A 14,352-nucleotide genomic window follows, 5' to 3' on the forward strand; every position below is an offset into this window, starting at 1 on the left:
CCGGGCCCCCCCGCGCGCGCCCCCACGGCCAGGCGACCAACCCACGTCCCGAAGGACGGCGCACATGCCGTACCGACGTTCCGGTCGTCATCACAGCGACGGGTCACGTCACAGCCTTCGCGCGTCGGCCGGAGACACACAGCAGTGAGCAACGAATCCGTACGGAAACCCTCCATGACCATCGACAACACCCAGACTCTGCCCGCCGGGCCGCGCCGGAGCATCGAGCTGGACGGCGACGAAGCACTCCGACTGCTGGACAGCGTGTCCTTCGGCAGGGTCGTTTTCACTCGCCACGCCCTGCCGACAGTCCGTCCGGTGAACCACGTTCTGGACAACGGGGACATCGTGATCCGCACGCACGAGGGCGCGGCGCTGACCTCGCATGGCCGACATGCCGCCGGCCCAGGCGTGGTCGTCGCCTACGAGGCCGACACCATCGACCCCGATACGCACCTCGGCTGGAGCGTAGTGGTCACCGGTTACGCCCACCTGGTGACCGATCCGGATGAACTGGCCCGCTACCAGGCACTGCTCAACCCCTGGGTGAACCAGACCATGGACTACGCGGTGCGCATCCGCCCGGACCTGATCACCGGCATTCGGCTAACCGCCGCCGACGAGCCCGGCAAGGCCTGATCACGGTCCACGAGAGCCCGTCTCGCCCCTCTGCGGTCCCGGCCTCACGATCGCTCGCTCCGCAACGTTGACCCGCAAGCAGGGCGGGGAGGGGCTCGTCGGAAACACGGTCGGTATCGATCCGCAGGCCTGGGTGGTGGCGCGCGATCCTCGCTTCGGCCTCGCGCAGCATGTGGTCGGCCCAACGGCTCCGCGCATCCCGGTCCTTGGGCATCCCGCCCAGAGACGCGTTCATGAACGGCTGTCGCCGAAGGGCGTGGACCAGGCGCAGAAAGACTTCGCGGAGCAGGGCTTCCCGGGCCGCCCATTCGGCGGCGGTAAGGCTCTCGGGCGAGCCGTCCATCCCTGCGGTGATGGTGCGGGGCATCCTGAGCCTCCTTCACAGATACGAATTCGGTCTCCGCGCACGGTACTTGGGGCTGCAGGAGCCGCTGGTCCCTGCATCGGGGCTTGCCGGCCCAGGCGTGAGCGGTCGGGCAGCGAGCGGCGAAACATCCGCCGGTGCAGAGATCGGCACTGTTGGGCGGCCGCACGATGCGGCGGTGGGCAGTTGCATGCCGAGAGCTGCACGCACCCACGCCCGACCGAGCGACCCGCCTCACAGCGCCCGCAGGCCGTGCTCCCGGAATTGTTCCCGCACCCGTTCCGTCATGTCCGGAGCCGGGACGGGGGTGTCGCGCAACGGGAAGTCGATGCCGAGGGCGTCGTATTTGTGGGCGCCGAGCTTGTGGAACGGCAGCACGTCCACCCGGTCGACGTTGCCCAGCCCGGCCAGGAAGGCGCCGAGACCGTCCACGGCGGACGGGTCGTCGGTCCAGCCGGGGACGAGGACGTAGCGGATGTGGACGGGGACGCCCAGCCGGTCGAGGCGGGTGGCGAAGCTGAGGGTCGGGGCAAGTCGGCCGCCGGTCAGTTTGCGGTAGGTGGTGACATCGAAGGACTTGATGTCCAGCAGCACCAGGTCGGTGTCGGCGAGGAGTCCGTCGGAGGCACGGGCGCCCAGGAAGCCGGAGGTATCCAGCGCCGTGTGCAGTCCGGCCCCCTTGCAGCGTCGCAGCACGGAGCCGGTGAAGGCCGGCTGGAGCAGCGGCTCACCGCCTGTGATCGTCACGCCTCCCCCGGCCGTGGTCACGAAGCCCCGGTACTTCTCGATCTCCGCCATGACCTCGTCCACGGAGGTCTCCTGGCCGTCCCGCAGGTGCCAGGTGTCGGGGTTGGCGCAGTACAGGCAACGCAGCGGGCAGCCGCTGACGAACAGCACGAACCGGGTCCCGGGTCCGTCCACGCCGGTGGACAGGTCCCAGGAGTGGATCCGGCCGGTCGTCGTCGGTGCCGTCGTCGTGGCGTTCACAGCGATCCATGAAAGGTGCGGCTGATCACGTCGAGCTGCTGCTCACGCGTCAGGCGGACGAAGTTCACCGCGTACCCGGAGACCCGGATGGTCAGCTCCGGGTACTTCTCCGGGTGTTCCATGGCGTCCTCGAGCGTCGCCCGGTTCAGGACGTTGACGTTCATGTGGAAGCCGCCGAAGGTCGTGTACCCGTCGAGGATGCCGACCAGGTTGCCCGCACGTTCCGTGGGGTCGTGGCCCAGTCCTTCGGGGGTGATGGTCGAGGTGAGGGAAATGCCGTCGCGGGCCTCCTCGTACGGGATCTTGGCCACCGACAGCGCCGATGCGACGACCCCGTGCCGGTCCCGGCCGTTCATCGGGTTGGCGCCGGGCGCGAAGGGCTGCCCGCCGCGCCGACCATCGGGGGTGCTGCCGGTGTGCTTGCCGTAGACCACGTTCGAGGTGATGGTCAGCACGGACTGGGTGTGTTCGGCGCCCCGGTAGGTGGGGTGCTTGCGCACCTTGGCCATGAACGACTCCACCAGACGGACGGCGAGCCCGTCGGCGCGGTCGTCGTTGTTGCCGTACGCCGGAAACTCGCAGTCGGTCTCGTAGTCCACGGCGAGCCCGGTCTCGTCCCGGATCGCCTTCACCCTCGCATGCTTGACGGCGGACAGACTGTCGGCGGCCACCGAAAGCCCCGCGATCCCGCAGGCCATGAACCGGTGCACCGGGTGGTCGTGCAGCGCCATCTCGATACGCTCGTAGGCGTACTTGTCGTGCATGTAATGAATGACGTTCAGCGCGTCGACGTACGTCTCGGCCAGCCAGTCCAGCATCCGGTCGTACGCCGCCGACAGTTCCTCGTAGTCCAGGTACTCGCCGGTGAGCGGAGGCGTCGCGGGTGCAATCTGTTCGCCGGTCATCTCGTCCCGGCCGCCGTTGATCGCGTACAGCAGGGCCTTGGCGAGGTTGACCCGGGCGCCGAAGAACTGCATCTGCCTGCCGACGGCCATGGCGGAGACGCAGCAGGCGATCGCGGTGTCGTCACCGGTGCACGGGCGCATCAGGTCGTCGGACTCGTACTGGATGGAGCTGGTGTCGATGGACACCTGGGCGCAGAACCGCTTGAACCCCTCCGGCAGCCGCGGCGACCACAACACCGTGAGATTCGGCTCCGGGGCCGGCCCCAGGTTGTACAGCGTGTGCAGGAAGCGGAAGGAAGTGCGGGTGACCAGCGGACGGCCGTCGGCGCCGATGCCGCCGATCGACTCCGTCACCCAGGTCGGGTCGCCGGAGAACAGCGCGTCGTACTCGGGGGTCCGCAGGAACCGGACGATCCGCAGCTTGATCACGAAGTCGTCGATCAGCTCCTGCGCGCGGGTCTCGTCGACACGACCCTCGTCCAGGTCGCGCTGGAGGTAGACGTCCAGGAACGTCGACGTGCGGCCCAGGGACATCGCGGCGCCGTTCTGCTCCTTGACCGCGGCCAGGAAGCCGAGGTAAAGCCACTGCACGGCTTCGTGTGCGGTGGCGGCGGGGCGGGTGACGTCGCAGCCGTAGGAGGCGGCCATCCGCCCCAGTTCGCCCAGCGCGCGAATCTGCTCGGCCAGCTCCTCGCGGTCGCGGATGACGTCCGGGGTGGAGGACCGGCCATCCAGCAGGGCGCGCTCCGCCCGCTTGGCCTCGATCAGCCGGTCGGTGCCGTACAGCGCCACCCGCCGGTAGTCGCCGATGATCCGGCCGCGACCATAGGCGTCCGGCAGCCCGGTGATGATCCCGGCCTTGCGCGCCGCCCGCATCTCAGGCGTGTAAGCGTCGAAGACGCCGTCGTTGTGGGTCTTGCGGTAGGTTCCGAAGACCTTGGTCACGAACGGGTCGGGCGCGTAGCCGTACGCCTTCAGCCCGTTCTCGACCATCCTCAGGCCGCCGTTCGGCATGATCGCCCGCTTCAGCGGGGCGTCGGTCTGCAGACCGACGATCAACTCACGCTCCCGGTCGATGTAACCGGGGGCGTGCGAGGTGATCGTCGACGGAATGCCGGTTTCCACGTCGAGGATGCCCTTGCGCCGCTCCTCGGGGAACAAGGCGCTGACCTTCCTCCAGACGGCGAGCGTGCGCTCGGTCGGGCCGGTGAGGAACTGGGAACCGCCCTCGTACGGCGTGTAGTTGGCCTGGATGAAGTCGCGTACGTCGATGGTGCCGCGCCAGTGCGTGCCGGCGAAAGCGCGCCAGGCCTCGTCGGGTACGTCCACGCTTGCACGGGTTGCCACGGTCATCACTGCCTCCGCATCGTTCGCGACACCGCTCACGGACCGTCCCGTGAGCGGCTCCGCTGTCGATGCTCGTCCCTCGTCACCGCCCGATGCAGGGCCCGCGAGAACCCGTTGCCGCGCCGTCCGGCCCCTTCGCCATGGGGCCGATCGGTCCCATGGCTTGGCAGTCGGCACCGGCCCTCAGGCGGAGAGGTGCAAGCCGTACATCGTGCGACCTCGGACGAGTTCACGGCCGGTGACCAGTTCCGGCTCAATACGTACGAAGGCCTCTTGGGGTGAGGGAACCCAGGAGTCCGGGCCGATCCGGTCCAGCCGATCCAGCTCGGCCGTGTCGGTCACGACAACGGCCCGGCCGGTGACGACGACGCTCCAGCCCGAGCACGCGACTGCATCGACCGCGTCCGCCTCGAAGGCGACGACCGCGCCGTCGACCGCACGGGCCAGCTGCGAGCTCGCGGAGGTGCGCAGCAGCACCGTCCCGTCACCGTCGAGCCGGAAGTTGACCGGCACGACCGCGGGAAGGGCCTGGCGCGTGTACACGATGCGGCCGACGGGCACCGTGGCCAGCAGGCGCAGGCACTCCTGACGGCCGAGTTCGCGGAAACCATCGTTCGGGTACATGAGTCAACCCGTCTTTCGCCCGGTGCAGGGGGTTACGTTCCATGCTGAGCGCGGCGGCGGCCACGCGTGAGTGGCCACCGGTCCCGCTTTCACCGGAGACCGGCCCGGGGAGGCGTGGCGGCGAAGGGGGTCGACCGGCCCTTCCGACGCGCCCATCGGCCCGGCTTTCCTCTGACCATGGCCGAAACTCTCGCCCAGTCCGCGCCGCGTCCTATCGAACGCGCCGTCGGCGGGACCACCGTCGTGGAGCTGCGCGGCGAGATCGACATCCTCGCGGCACCGCCTAGGTTGCTGTGCCGGGCGCGGAACCGGGTCATGGCACGGCACGGCCGGCTTCGTCTTGTCACATACAGTGGCCGCTCCCTGCGGATACTGCGCGGAGCCGGGCTGGAAGGCGTGTTCGAGATCCACGACCACCTGCCCGAAACCCTCGCCGGGGCCTGCGGCAGGAGCCTCCCGGCCGCAGTGGGCTGACGAGCTCTGCAGGCCCTCACGGGATCGCCGCACAACGCCAGGCCGACCTGTCACTCGACATCGCACACCTGCTCCGGTGCACGTCTCGGGCCGGCCGGGCCCTCCGGGCCGTAGCCGAGGCGAATCAGCATCTGCGCATGCCCAGTGCGGTCTGGTGCGGGATTCAGGTCGCGGCGCAGGTCGGCCCACTCCATCGGCTGGTGCAGCAGGGAAGCGCGCACACCATGCGCTGTGGCCACCAACAGAACGTGCTCCAGCGCCTGCCCGGCCCGCAGCCAGTCGCTACGGCGGTCGTGCTCGGTGGCCAGCAGAGCTACCGCAGGGAGGGTCTCGAAGGGCTGGGCGGCGAGCCGCTCGGCGTGCCGCTGAGCGGTGAAATCACGCATGGGCAGTTGCTCGCGCGTGTCCTGCGGCCCCAGCGCCGCTCGCGGTATGCCGACTTCGGCACCGTCGCCCGGGTCCCGATGCACCCATCGGCGGCTCTCCATGGCCCGGTCGGGGTCCGTGCGGTTGCGGTGCTCCGCCTCCTTGGCCAGGCGCAGCAGCCGTGCCGTCTCGGCCGCTCGAGGGAGAGTGAGCGATGCGCCTTCCGCGTGAGCAGCTTCGGCGAGTTCGGCTCGAACGTTCGCCGGAATCGGCGTGCGGGAGAAGGGAAACCTGCTGCTGTGCCTACGCCAGATGGCCGGGTAGAGGTCGGGACGGTGCCCCATGGGGTGTCGCCGGCCCGGCCCTGACAGCCGGAGGTTGGCCAGCAGGCCTGGATCCTCGGGATCCGGCAGCAGGCGTACGACAGGCGCCCAGCCGAAGTGGGCTGCCGCGACGCGGAGGTTGAAGACGGAGGCACCGACCGACAAATGCAGGGCCCGTCCGACGGGATCCGCGTGGCGCAGGCCGCGCTCCGGGGCGGCGCGCACCTCCAGCGTGACGGTCTCCCGATCGAGCCGGAAGCGCCACGGCTGGGTGTTGTAGATCGAGGGCGCCGCCACGGCGGCCGAGATACAGGCTTCCAGGGTTGCGGCGTCGAGGGCCGGCACGGTTCGCATGATGGCCTCCTTCCGTGCAGGCATGCGACAGATACGGGTGTCCTACGAGCGTGAGAGCACCGCAGCGACACGGTGAGGGGCCGATGGTCCCTTTGCGGGGCCCGGGCAGGGTACGACCGGCGACATCAAGGGCAGGACCCCACAGAAGTGTCGACGCCACGTGCGCGTCACGGGCCGAACGTCCCGCGGTGGCCTCGGACTTGGCCCTGAACGGACCCCTTCATCAGCCTCATCGGCCCGTGTGGTGGCACCGCTCGGACTGCCACCTTCCTCTGTGTGACCACGAGGAGGTGCGGAGATGCGCGAGAGCAAGCCCGCGAACAGGAAGCGCAGGCGGACAAGGCCGCTGCTGTGGCGGTGGCGGAGCAATCCGATCCGGCGACACGACGACATCCTTGAGGCATGGCTCCTGCTGGTCCTGTGGGCCCTCATCGCGGTGGGCGGCACGATCGTCGGCCTGGTGACCGCCCGTGCAGCCGACCATGTCTTCGCCCAGCAACGCGCCGAGCGGATCCCCGTCCGCGCCGTACTTCTCAACGATGTCCCACGCACGCCGACCTCGGGGACGGGCAGAGACCTGGCCTTGGTGCGGGTTCGCTGGACAGCACCCAACGGCTCCGCGCACAACGGCACGACGCTGCTGTCCACCGTCCGGAAGGCCGACTCCACGGTCAGGATCTGGATCGACGCTCAGGGGAGGTTGAGCACCCAGCCGCCGACCCCGGCCAGGGCTGCCGTGGAGGCAGGGCTCATGGGGACCGCGGCTGCCCCAGCTCTGAGCGGCGCGGTGTTCGGCGGCGGAAGCATCGGGCGGTGCTACCTCGACCGACGGCGCCTCGCGCAGTGGGACAGGGAGTGGAACCTGGTCGGCCCGCAGTGGGGGCACAGGACGAGCTGACCTGCGAGGGCCATGCAGCGATATGTCCCCAGGTCACTGGCTCTATTGCAGCATCACCACGGCCCGCTGCAGCTACGCGAGTCATAGCCGGGAAGTCCGTGGCCCGCACCCCACCTACAGGCGGCCGGATTCGGGCAGAGCGAGGGCCGCCGCGAACGGAGGGCCGGCCGTGTCGTCGTCCGCGGCTACGGCCGCGGCTCCCGCCGTGATGATCGCGATGCGGGTGCCGATGCGATGGAGGCCTGCCTCCTGGGCGGCGACGACATGGGCGCGGGCCTCCTCTCGCCGACCGGTGCGCATCGTCGCCTCGACCAGGTCCAGCACCATCCACCGGTTGGGGATGCCGGCGCTGGGGGCGCTGGGCGGGTCGATCTGCGCCACCTGGGTGTGGGCTTCCTCGAAGTCGCCCTGGCCCATGGCCGCGAGATGGCCGGCCGAGCGGGCGTACGCCATGGTGAAGCCCCTGCCGCGGTCCGATCAACCCTGACACCGGGTACCTCCTGGAGCCATTGCTCCAGACGCACGAGTTCCGACGGATCGGAGACTGACAGCTTGATGAGTAGTGGCATCCCACCCACGACGACGATCCCCCCAGCGCTCTGCCACCCCACCGGCCGAGTCCCGAATTCGTCGGCTCAGGCTAGCAACGCGCTGCTCTGACGGGGGCGGTGTTGGAAAAGTTGCGGAGTCACCTGCGGTGGGCTTGGCCGAGGAAGTGCCGCAGCCGCGACCGGACTGGACATCAACTCTGGGCATGAGGGCGGCGAACACCGCGACTCGGAGCATTTTCGACTCCCACGAGCGAGCGGAGCTGAGCCCTTTTTGTACAGCCCGGCAGCGACCGCAGCGCTGAGAGATGAGCCGCCGACGGCGAATTGGCCCGCGACCTGCGCACAGCGCGCCTGAGAAGCTGCGCCTCCAGTGTCGTACTTGGCGGAGATGCCATGCAGGTAGCCGTCGTCACCTTTGGCGGATTCGACGAGCTCGACAGCTTCATCGCCTCCGCGCTGATCAACCGGTGCCGGAAGGACGGGTTGGAGGCCTTCATCACGACACCGACGCCGGTCGTCACGTCCATGAACGGCGTTGAGGCAACCGGTCAGCGCCCGATGGAGTTCGTGACCGAAGCCGACGTCGTGCTGATCGGCAGCGGGGTGAAGACACGGGACGTAGTCGCTGACGGCCGGCTGGTCTCCAGGCTGCCGCTCGACGCCTCGCGACAGCTGATCGGCGCGCAGTGCTCCGGCGCGCTGGTGCTCGCGCGGCTCGGGTTGCTGGCCGGCATGCCCGCCTGTACGGACATGAAGAGCAGGCCCTTGTCGAAGCCTGCGACGTCACCGTGCTGGACGCGCCGTTTTATGCCGGGGGGAACATTGCCACGGCGGGCGGCTGTCTCGCGTCACAGTACCTCGCCACCTGGGTGATCACCCGGATGCTCGGGGCGGACGCCGCGCGCGACGTCATCGACTATGTGGCTCCGGTCGGCGAAAGCCAGGAAACCGTCGAGCGCGCCATGCGTGCTGTCCACGCAGGCGAGATTGCATTGCGCTGACGCCCCGGGACTCAGCCTCCGGTAGAGCGCCGAGTAGACGCGGTCTCGATGGGCGAGTCGAGCGGCCGCGTGTCTCGCAGCATTGCCCGCAGGATGCGGGGGTCGGTCCTGGTGCCGTCGCCCCGCCCGATGAGAGTGTGGGGGACGCTACCTGTGCGGCGTCATCGACGTGAGTCGTGGATGTCAGCGGAGGCGCTGCACTGCCGGCGGCGGTGCGGTGTGCCTGTATCGCGGTGGACATGTGGCAGCGCTGCCCGGCCTCGCCGTGCCCGCAGTGCGGGCGACCGGTCTTGGATCATCAGCGAGGCCGGAGGATGTCCCCGGTCTCGGACAGCCGTCCCGCGGCCGTGCATCGTGCCGAGGCACGCGAGGCGGAGCAGCGGAACCGGCGGCGGCCAGGGGCAATTCGTCGTCGGCAGTGCTCGGTTGCCCCTGGCCACCTGAACCGTTCACTCGGCGCCGCTGACTCCTGGGGCGATGAAGCGCCTGTGCAGCGCAGAGAACGCGCTGTCGGGTGCGCTGCTGATGCCTGCCTTCTCGATCGCGGGCGCCAGTCGCTCGGTGAAGAAGGTCTGGAAGGAGTGTTCCGACTCCCAGACGTCGACGACGTGGAGCCCTTGGGCGTCGAACCACGCCACGTGCACCTGAGCGCCCGCCGGGGCGTTTTCCTCCCAGTCCACCGTGTCGCGCACCGTGTCGTACTGCTCCGGGGTCACCCCGGCCCAGCTCAGGGACATCACCACAGCCATGTTCTGCTCCTTCTTCTCGCCGTGTTCGCCGTTCCCGTCACTCTCGTCCTGCATGACCGGCCCTCCCACTCGCGTGTACGACGAGCCGTCCCACCGCTGACGGTCCCGGCCCGTTGCACACGCGTGGCCAGGGCCGCCTGTCGCGGTGGCTTCGGAATCGTCCCGCCGGAGGTGATCCGGGCGAAGAGCGCACAGAGGCGCGGTGTGGGCATGTTTCACGCCTGTGCGCCCAGCACGCCGCGTCACCCGGTCGGTCACGGCCTCGACGCGTGCGCCATGTACGGCAGGACACTGCCCCGGCTACACCGGATCCCGCAGGACCCACCCCCCGGACCGCTGACGCGGACGGCACCATCAGTCGTAGGCTGCGCGATGAGCAAGCGCTTAGTAAGGTGTCTTGATCGGTAGTCCGTGTGCCATGGAGGGACAGTCATGTCGACGTCGCAAGCCGAGGCCTTCTACGACCGGGAGGCCCAGGACCGGTTCCTCCCCACCGCCTACACCCGGGGACCCTGGGACGTGGACTCCCAGCACGCTGGACCGCCGGCCGCACTGCTCGGGCTGGCCGCTGAGCAACGACCGGGCGGACGGCCGGACATGCGTGTCGCCCGGCTCACCTTCGAGATCATGCGGCCCGTCCCGATACGGCCGCTGACCGTGTCCACGCGGGTGCTGCGCGCCGGGCGCAGCGTCGAGCTCGTGGAGGTCGGTCTGACGCCCGATGGTCGCGAGGAGGTGATGCGGGCGACGGCTCTGCTGATGAAGACCGCGCCGGACTCCGTACCGGAGGTGTCGCCGGGCCGACAGGTGACCGGACCTGGGGCCGTACCCACGAAGGCGTTCTTCCCGGTCCCCTGGGAGCAGGGCTACCACACCGCCATGGAAGTACGTTTCGCCGCCGGCTCGTTCCTCGAACCCGGCCCGGCCACGGCTTGGATGCGCATGGCGGTGCCCCTGGTCGCGGGCGAGGAGATCACTCCGCTCAGCCGGGTGCTGACGGCTGCCGACTCGGGCAACGGCGTCAGCGCCGAGTTGGATTTCCGCCGTTACGTCTTCGTCAACACCGATCTCACCGTAAGCCTGCACCGGCACCCCGAGGGTGAGTGGGTTTGTCTGGATGCCCGGACGGTCGTGGACAGCGCGGGCATTGGGCTCGCCGAGTCCGCCCTGCACGACGAGAAGGGCCCGCTCGGCCGCAGTACCCAGACCCTGTACGTGGCCGCGCGTGGCTGAGGCAGCGGGGGCACGGCCGGCCCTTTCGCCGTAGCGCACAGCCCCCGCAGGGCGACCGAGCTGTGCCCGCCGACGACGGGCCGATGTGGGCGCTGAGCGCTCCCACGGGCAGCGCCCACCAGCTGACTCCTCCAACGTGCCGCAACCGCGGTCGGTCAGACGGTCAGCGGCTGCCCGTCCAGTTGTGCGCCACGTCGACCACCAGGTGGTCGCGCAGTTGGATCACCCGGAACGGCAGGCGGGCGCGGATGCCGATACCGATCTGCGTCTCTCCTTCGAAACTGCCGGCGAACCGGGTGTCCTTGAAGGTGCGGTAGCCACTGATGTTCACGCCCGGAAGGGGGCGGCCCGCCTGTCCCGGGTAGGTGGGCGCGCCACTGGCCGGGTCGTACGCAGGCGCGCCGACATGGACGTCGAGTACGGCCCCGCCGCGGACCGGGATGTATCGACCGGAGGCGTTCTGGGACAGCCGGTCGACGTACCTGACGTAGTAGCCGATGGAACCGCCGCCGCCGGGAACGTCGAAGACCATGCGGTCGAAGCAGTCATGCCGACCGGTCCTGATGTTCTTCAGCGGAACGGTTCCGGTGGCGACGCCGCCCTTCGCGCCGCTGCCCCAGCCGGTCGGGCAGGCCGTGACACGGGAAGTGGCTGCCGTTGCGGCGTCCGCGGCCGTCGTCGCCACTCCCAACCCGGCACCCGCCACAGCGAGCGCCACAATCGTTGCCCCTATTCGTCGCATGATGTCCCCTTGTTCCCTTTGGTAAATCGTCATGCTGTTATGGGGTGAGACACAGAGGAATGGTCGATGGTTGCATGCCCGGCGACGGGGAGCTCGCCGCTAGTGACTGCCATGGCCCGAGGGGCGAGTTGACCGAATGAGTCCGACCTCCAGGGACCCGGCCATCTCGGTACTGCTGGGGCCCCGGCCGTCACCGGGCCACTGGCTCGGCCGAGCCGTGCGGAACATTGCCGCAGATGGCCGGTTGGCCAAACCGGCGATCCTGCGGACCATTGATCTTCCAGACACCACCCGCACCGCGTGGAAGGACCCGCATGCTCCCGCCCTCCTGGACTCTGCCGTCCACCCCGGCTTGCGCGCCGACTCCCGACCTCTCACCCCGGCCCGGGACATCACGCATCAGCACTTCCAGGCCGGCGAGCAGGTGGTCGATCCGGCTCCGATCCACCCAGGCGACCTGCTGACGACTTCCTCGACAGTTGGGCACAGTCGGCGGGTCAGCGAGAACGATCGAGCCCTCGGCACCGTCATCGGTAAGGCATTGACGCCACTTCACAAGGGGCGTGGACTTATTCGCGTCCTTGTAAGCCCGCGGTAGAGCCAGGTTCCAGCCTCGCAGGGTGACGCTACGCAAGTGTTCTGCGGGAACCCGGTCCCCAAACGGGGACTATTCCACCAAGCACCCCGGCCAACGCCGTACCACGTGGCTGCGGTTGGCGCGGGGCTACCCGGGCCGGTCGGTGGAGCACTCGACCGGCCCTACGGCTGGAGTCATCCCTGCCCCCAACCTCGCCTACTCGGCGAACCCCACGGGTGCCGTTGCTCGTCGCCCATGGGATCTGTCTCGCCATCGTCCACCGGATCGAAGGCAAGGACGACAAAATTCGTCGTCATCCCAGTCGGCGCGACGGCTCCGGACGTCGGCACCTTGGCCGTGTTTTGGAACCTGCTGACCTGCTTGTTTGGCCGTCGGGGGAAGTCTCGGGCGGCCATCCATATGGTGAGGCCGCGGGCAACTCGGCTGATGTCGGTGTCGGTGGTGACCTCGTGCTCACGGCGGGCGGTGTCACGGCGGACGATCTCGAAGCCGCCTTCGTCCTGGACGGCGACGGAGGCGAACCAGGCTGGATCGTCCTCGTCGGGCTGGATGACGACGAAGGTGTTGTCCGTGTCGTTGAGGTCGTCGATCAGCATGAACAGGGCGTCCTCGGAGGGGTCATCGATGTGATCGCCGTCCTCGCTGTCGGCGCAGTAGTACTGAGCACCCATCGGACGTCCCTCTCTTTGCCGGAACCCGGTCGTGGTCAGCATGGCATGAGGGGCCGACACCACTGTGCGGTCACAGCCATTCGTTGATCGCCGCGATGTGGACGGCGGCCTGGAAACGGACGGAAAGCTTGTCGAACCGGGTGGCCACCGCCCGGTTGCGCTTGAGGCGGTTGATGCCGCCACTCGACAGCATTCCGGGCCTTGTACTCATCCCGGTCGAAGGCCGGAGGACGTCCGCCGCTGCTGCCGCGGCGTTTGCGGTGGCCGACCTGGTCAGCCGGTTCCGGGATGGTGCTGCGGATCCCGCGCTTGCGTAAGTAGGCGCGGTTGGCGCGCGAGGAATACGCCTTGTCCCCGCGCACCCGCAGCGGTCGCCGGCGTGGACGGCCAAGCCCGAGCCGGGGCACGCGAATGCCTCCACCACGGCCACGAACTGCGGGCTGTCACCCCGCTGTCCTGCGGTGACAAGGAGCGACAAGGGCCTTTGGCCTCGTTCACAGGCCAGGTGGATTTTGGTGGTCCAGCCGTCCCGGGACCGGCCGAGTGCGTGGTCGTCCGGCTCAGCGCCGATGCCGCCGGGCGGCGCCTTCTGGCTCTGTGCGTCCCGGCGAGCGCCGGCCGCGTGCTGGTGAGCCCGGCAGATCGTGGAATCGACGTTTACTTCCCACGTGATCAGCCCCTCTGCATCCGCCCTGGCCTGCAGGCCGGTCAACACCATCTGCCAGACGCCAGCCCGCTGCCAGCGGCGGAAGAGCCCATCGACCGTCTGCCACGGGTGGTCGCAGCCGGCCGCCCCGCCGGCCTGAGCGCCCGCCCCGCGACATAGGCGCGGGGGGGCATCACACGGCGGTCAGCACAGGTGTGTAAGAAGTATTGCGTCTTGCACCTGTTCTCCGCACGCTACTGCTGCCAGGCGGCGGCGCTCTGGTCGAAGTCCTCTTCATAGGCGCGGCGCTGGGTGAGGTCGGATTCGGTCAGCTGCGGGTGTACGGGCGGCTGCTGGGGGGCGGCCCAGAGTTGGATCAGGTGGCGTTCACCGCGGTCACCGACGCCGGGCTCGGGGTTGGGGGTGTGGCAGTACAGGCGCATCCGGATCCACGCCGGCACGTGGTCGGTGGGCAGTTGGAGCGGGCCGTCTTCGGGTTCGGCTTCTTCGAAGTCTCCGCTGCCGAGGATGTAGATGACGGGGGTGTCGTCGGTGGCGTGCAGGCTCATCTCTTCCGCCGGCCCCCAGGCTTGGTCGGTCTCGGGTGGGGGCGGCTCGTCGTGGGTCTGGACGGTGAGGGTGAGGGTGCCGGTATCGGTGTCGGTGAGGATGTGCGCCGTGTCGCTGCCGATGGGCCCGCACCGCCAGCCGTATGGCCACTCGGGCGGCCATTCGTAGTTCTCGCCGAGCGCGAGGAGGTAGCCGTACTCGCCGGTCTCCAGCTCCAGGATGGTCTCAGCAGTGATCATCGTGGTCTCCTCACGCAGAGGGGCACCCCCGGCTTGCGGGGGTGCCCCATGTTGCCGTTCGACCCAACATG

At 69.2% G+C, this 14,352-nt stretch carries 14 protein-coding genes and 2 pseudogenes; 5 read left to right on the forward strand and 11 right to left on the reverse strand.

Going from position 1 to position 14,352, the window contains the following annotated elements:
* Positions 1–174: 174 nt before the first annotated feature.
* Positions 175–639, forward strand: a complete 465-nt coding sequence (locus tag ACWGJ5_RS36525; protein WP_453313931.1) for a pyridoxamine 5'-phosphate oxidase family protein — start codon at positions 175–177, stop codon at positions 637–639.
* Here ACWGJ5_RS36525 and ACWGJ5_RS36530 read toward each other — a convergent pair.
* From ACWGJ5_RS36530 to ACWGJ5_RS36545, 4 genes are all read right to left on the reverse strand, one after another.
* Positions 593–1,006 carry a universal stress protein gene (locus ACWGJ5_RS36530; RefSeq protein WP_453313932.1) on the reverse strand — a complete coding sequence of 138 codons (414 nt, stop codon included), beginning with the start codon at positions 1,004–1,006 and terminating at the stop codon, positions 593–595. The two genes, ACWGJ5_RS36525 and ACWGJ5_RS36530, sit on opposite strands and share 47 nt — an antisense overlap.
* A gap of 231 nt (positions 1,007–1,237) precedes the next feature.
* Complete coding sequence (gene pflA, locus ACWGJ5_RS36535; RefSeq protein ID WP_453313933.1) at positions 1,238–1,990, reverse strand: pyruvate formate-lyase-activating protein; 753 nt, start codon at positions 1,988–1,990, stop codon at positions 1,238–1,240.
* Entirely contained in the window at positions 1,987–4,248 is a 2,262-nt protein-coding gene (gene pflB / locus ACWGJ5_RS36540) for a formate C-acetyltransferase (RefSeq protein ID WP_453313934.1), read from the reverse strand. The genes pflA and pflB overlap by 4 nt, the downstream gene beginning before the upstream one ends.
* A gap of 177 nt (positions 4,249–4,425) precedes the next feature.
* Complete coding sequence (locus tag ACWGJ5_RS36545; RefSeq protein ID WP_453313935.1) at positions 4,426–4,866, reverse strand: pyridoxamine 5'-phosphate oxidase family protein; 441 nt, start codon at positions 4,864–4,866, stop codon at positions 4,426–4,428.
* A gap of 177 nt (positions 4,867–5,043) precedes the next feature.
* Here ACWGJ5_RS36545 and ACWGJ5_RS36550 point away from each other — a divergent pair, with 177 nt between their 5' ends.
* A complete protein-coding gene (locus ACWGJ5_RS36550) occupies positions 5,044–5,340 on the forward strand; it encodes an STAS domain-containing protein (RefSeq protein ID WP_453313936.1) in 297 nt (98 codons plus the stop codon).
* 50 nt (positions 5,341–5,390) lie between these two features.
* Here ACWGJ5_RS36550 and ACWGJ5_RS36555 read toward each other — a convergent pair whose 3' ends face one another.
* A complete protein-coding gene (locus tag ACWGJ5_RS36555; RefSeq protein WP_453313937.1) occupies positions 5,391–6,383 on the reverse strand; it encodes an Acg family FMN-binding oxidoreductase in 993 nt (330 codons plus the stop codon).
* Positions 6,384–6,681: 298 nt separating this feature from the next.
* Between ACWGJ5_RS36555 and ACWGJ5_RS36560 the strand changes: the two genes are divergently transcribed.
* Positions 6,682–7,281, forward strand: coding sequence for an Rv1733c family protein (locus ACWGJ5_RS36560; RefSeq protein WP_453313938.1), 600 nt, complete (start codon positions 6,682–6,684; stop codon positions 7,279–7,281).
* 114 nt (positions 7,282–7,395) lie between these two features.
* On the opposite strand, the gene ACWGJ5_RS36565 is transcribed toward ACWGJ5_RS36560, so the two are convergent.
* Positions 7,396–7,734, reverse strand: a complete 339-nt coding sequence (locus ACWGJ5_RS36565) for a hypothetical protein (RefSeq protein WP_453313939.1) — start codon at positions 7,732–7,734, stop codon at positions 7,396–7,398.
* Between the two features lie 491 nt (positions 7,735–8,225).
* Here ACWGJ5_RS36565 and ACWGJ5_RS36570 point away from each other — a divergent pair.
* Positions 8,226–8,833 (forward strand): annotated as a pseudogene (locus tag ACWGJ5_RS36570) (AraC family transcriptional regulator).
* 449 nt (positions 8,834–9,282) lie between these two features.
* Here ACWGJ5_RS36570 and ACWGJ5_RS36575 read toward each other — a convergent pair.
* Positions 9,283–9,636 (reverse strand): hypothetical protein, encoded by a 354-nt coding sequence (locus tag ACWGJ5_RS36575; RefSeq protein ID WP_453313940.1) that lies wholly within the window; start codon positions 9,634–9,636, stop codon positions 9,283–9,285.
* 378 nt (positions 9,637–10,014) lie between these two features.
* Between ACWGJ5_RS36575 and ACWGJ5_RS36580 the strand changes: the two genes are divergently transcribed.
* Complete coding sequence (locus tag ACWGJ5_RS36580) at positions 10,015–10,815, forward strand: thioesterase family protein (protein ID WP_453313941.1); 801 nt, start codon at positions 10,015–10,017, stop codon at positions 10,813–10,815.
* A gap of 163 nt (positions 10,816–10,978) precedes the next feature.
* Here the strand turns inward: ACWGJ5_RS36580 and ACWGJ5_RS36585 are convergent, their stop codons facing one another.
* The 4 genes and pseudogenes from ACWGJ5_RS36585 to ACWGJ5_RS36600 all read right to left on the reverse strand — a co-directional run bounded on the left by ACWGJ5_RS36585 (position 10,979) and on the right by ACWGJ5_RS36600 (position 14,281).
* Positions 10,979–11,557: an AMIN-like domain-containing (lipo)protein gene (locus ACWGJ5_RS36585; RefSeq protein ID WP_453313942.1), complete on the reverse strand. Its 579-nt coding sequence runs from the start codon at positions 11,555–11,557 to the stop codon at positions 10,979–10,981.
* 942 nt (positions 11,558–12,499) lie between these two features.
* Positions 12,500–12,868 (reverse strand): annotated as a pseudogene (locus ACWGJ5_RS36590) (hypothetical protein); the annotation flags it as partial.
* Positions 12,869–12,896: 28 nt separating this feature from the next.
* The gene (locus ACWGJ5_RS36595) at positions 12,897–13,019 is read right to left on the reverse strand and encodes a hypothetical protein (RefSeq protein WP_453313943.1); all 123 of its coding nucleotides are present in this window, start codon (positions 13,017–13,019) and stop codon (positions 12,897–12,899) included.
* A gap of 707 nt (positions 13,020–13,726) precedes the next feature.
* Positions 13,727–14,281, reverse strand: coding sequence for a hypothetical protein (locus ACWGJ5_RS36600; protein ID WP_453313944.1), 555 nt, complete (start codon positions 14,279–14,281; stop codon positions 13,727–13,729).
* Between the last annotated feature and the right edge of the window lie 71 nt (positions 14,282–14,352).

It is taken from the genome of Streptomyces sp. NPDC054783, assembly GCF_053611725.1.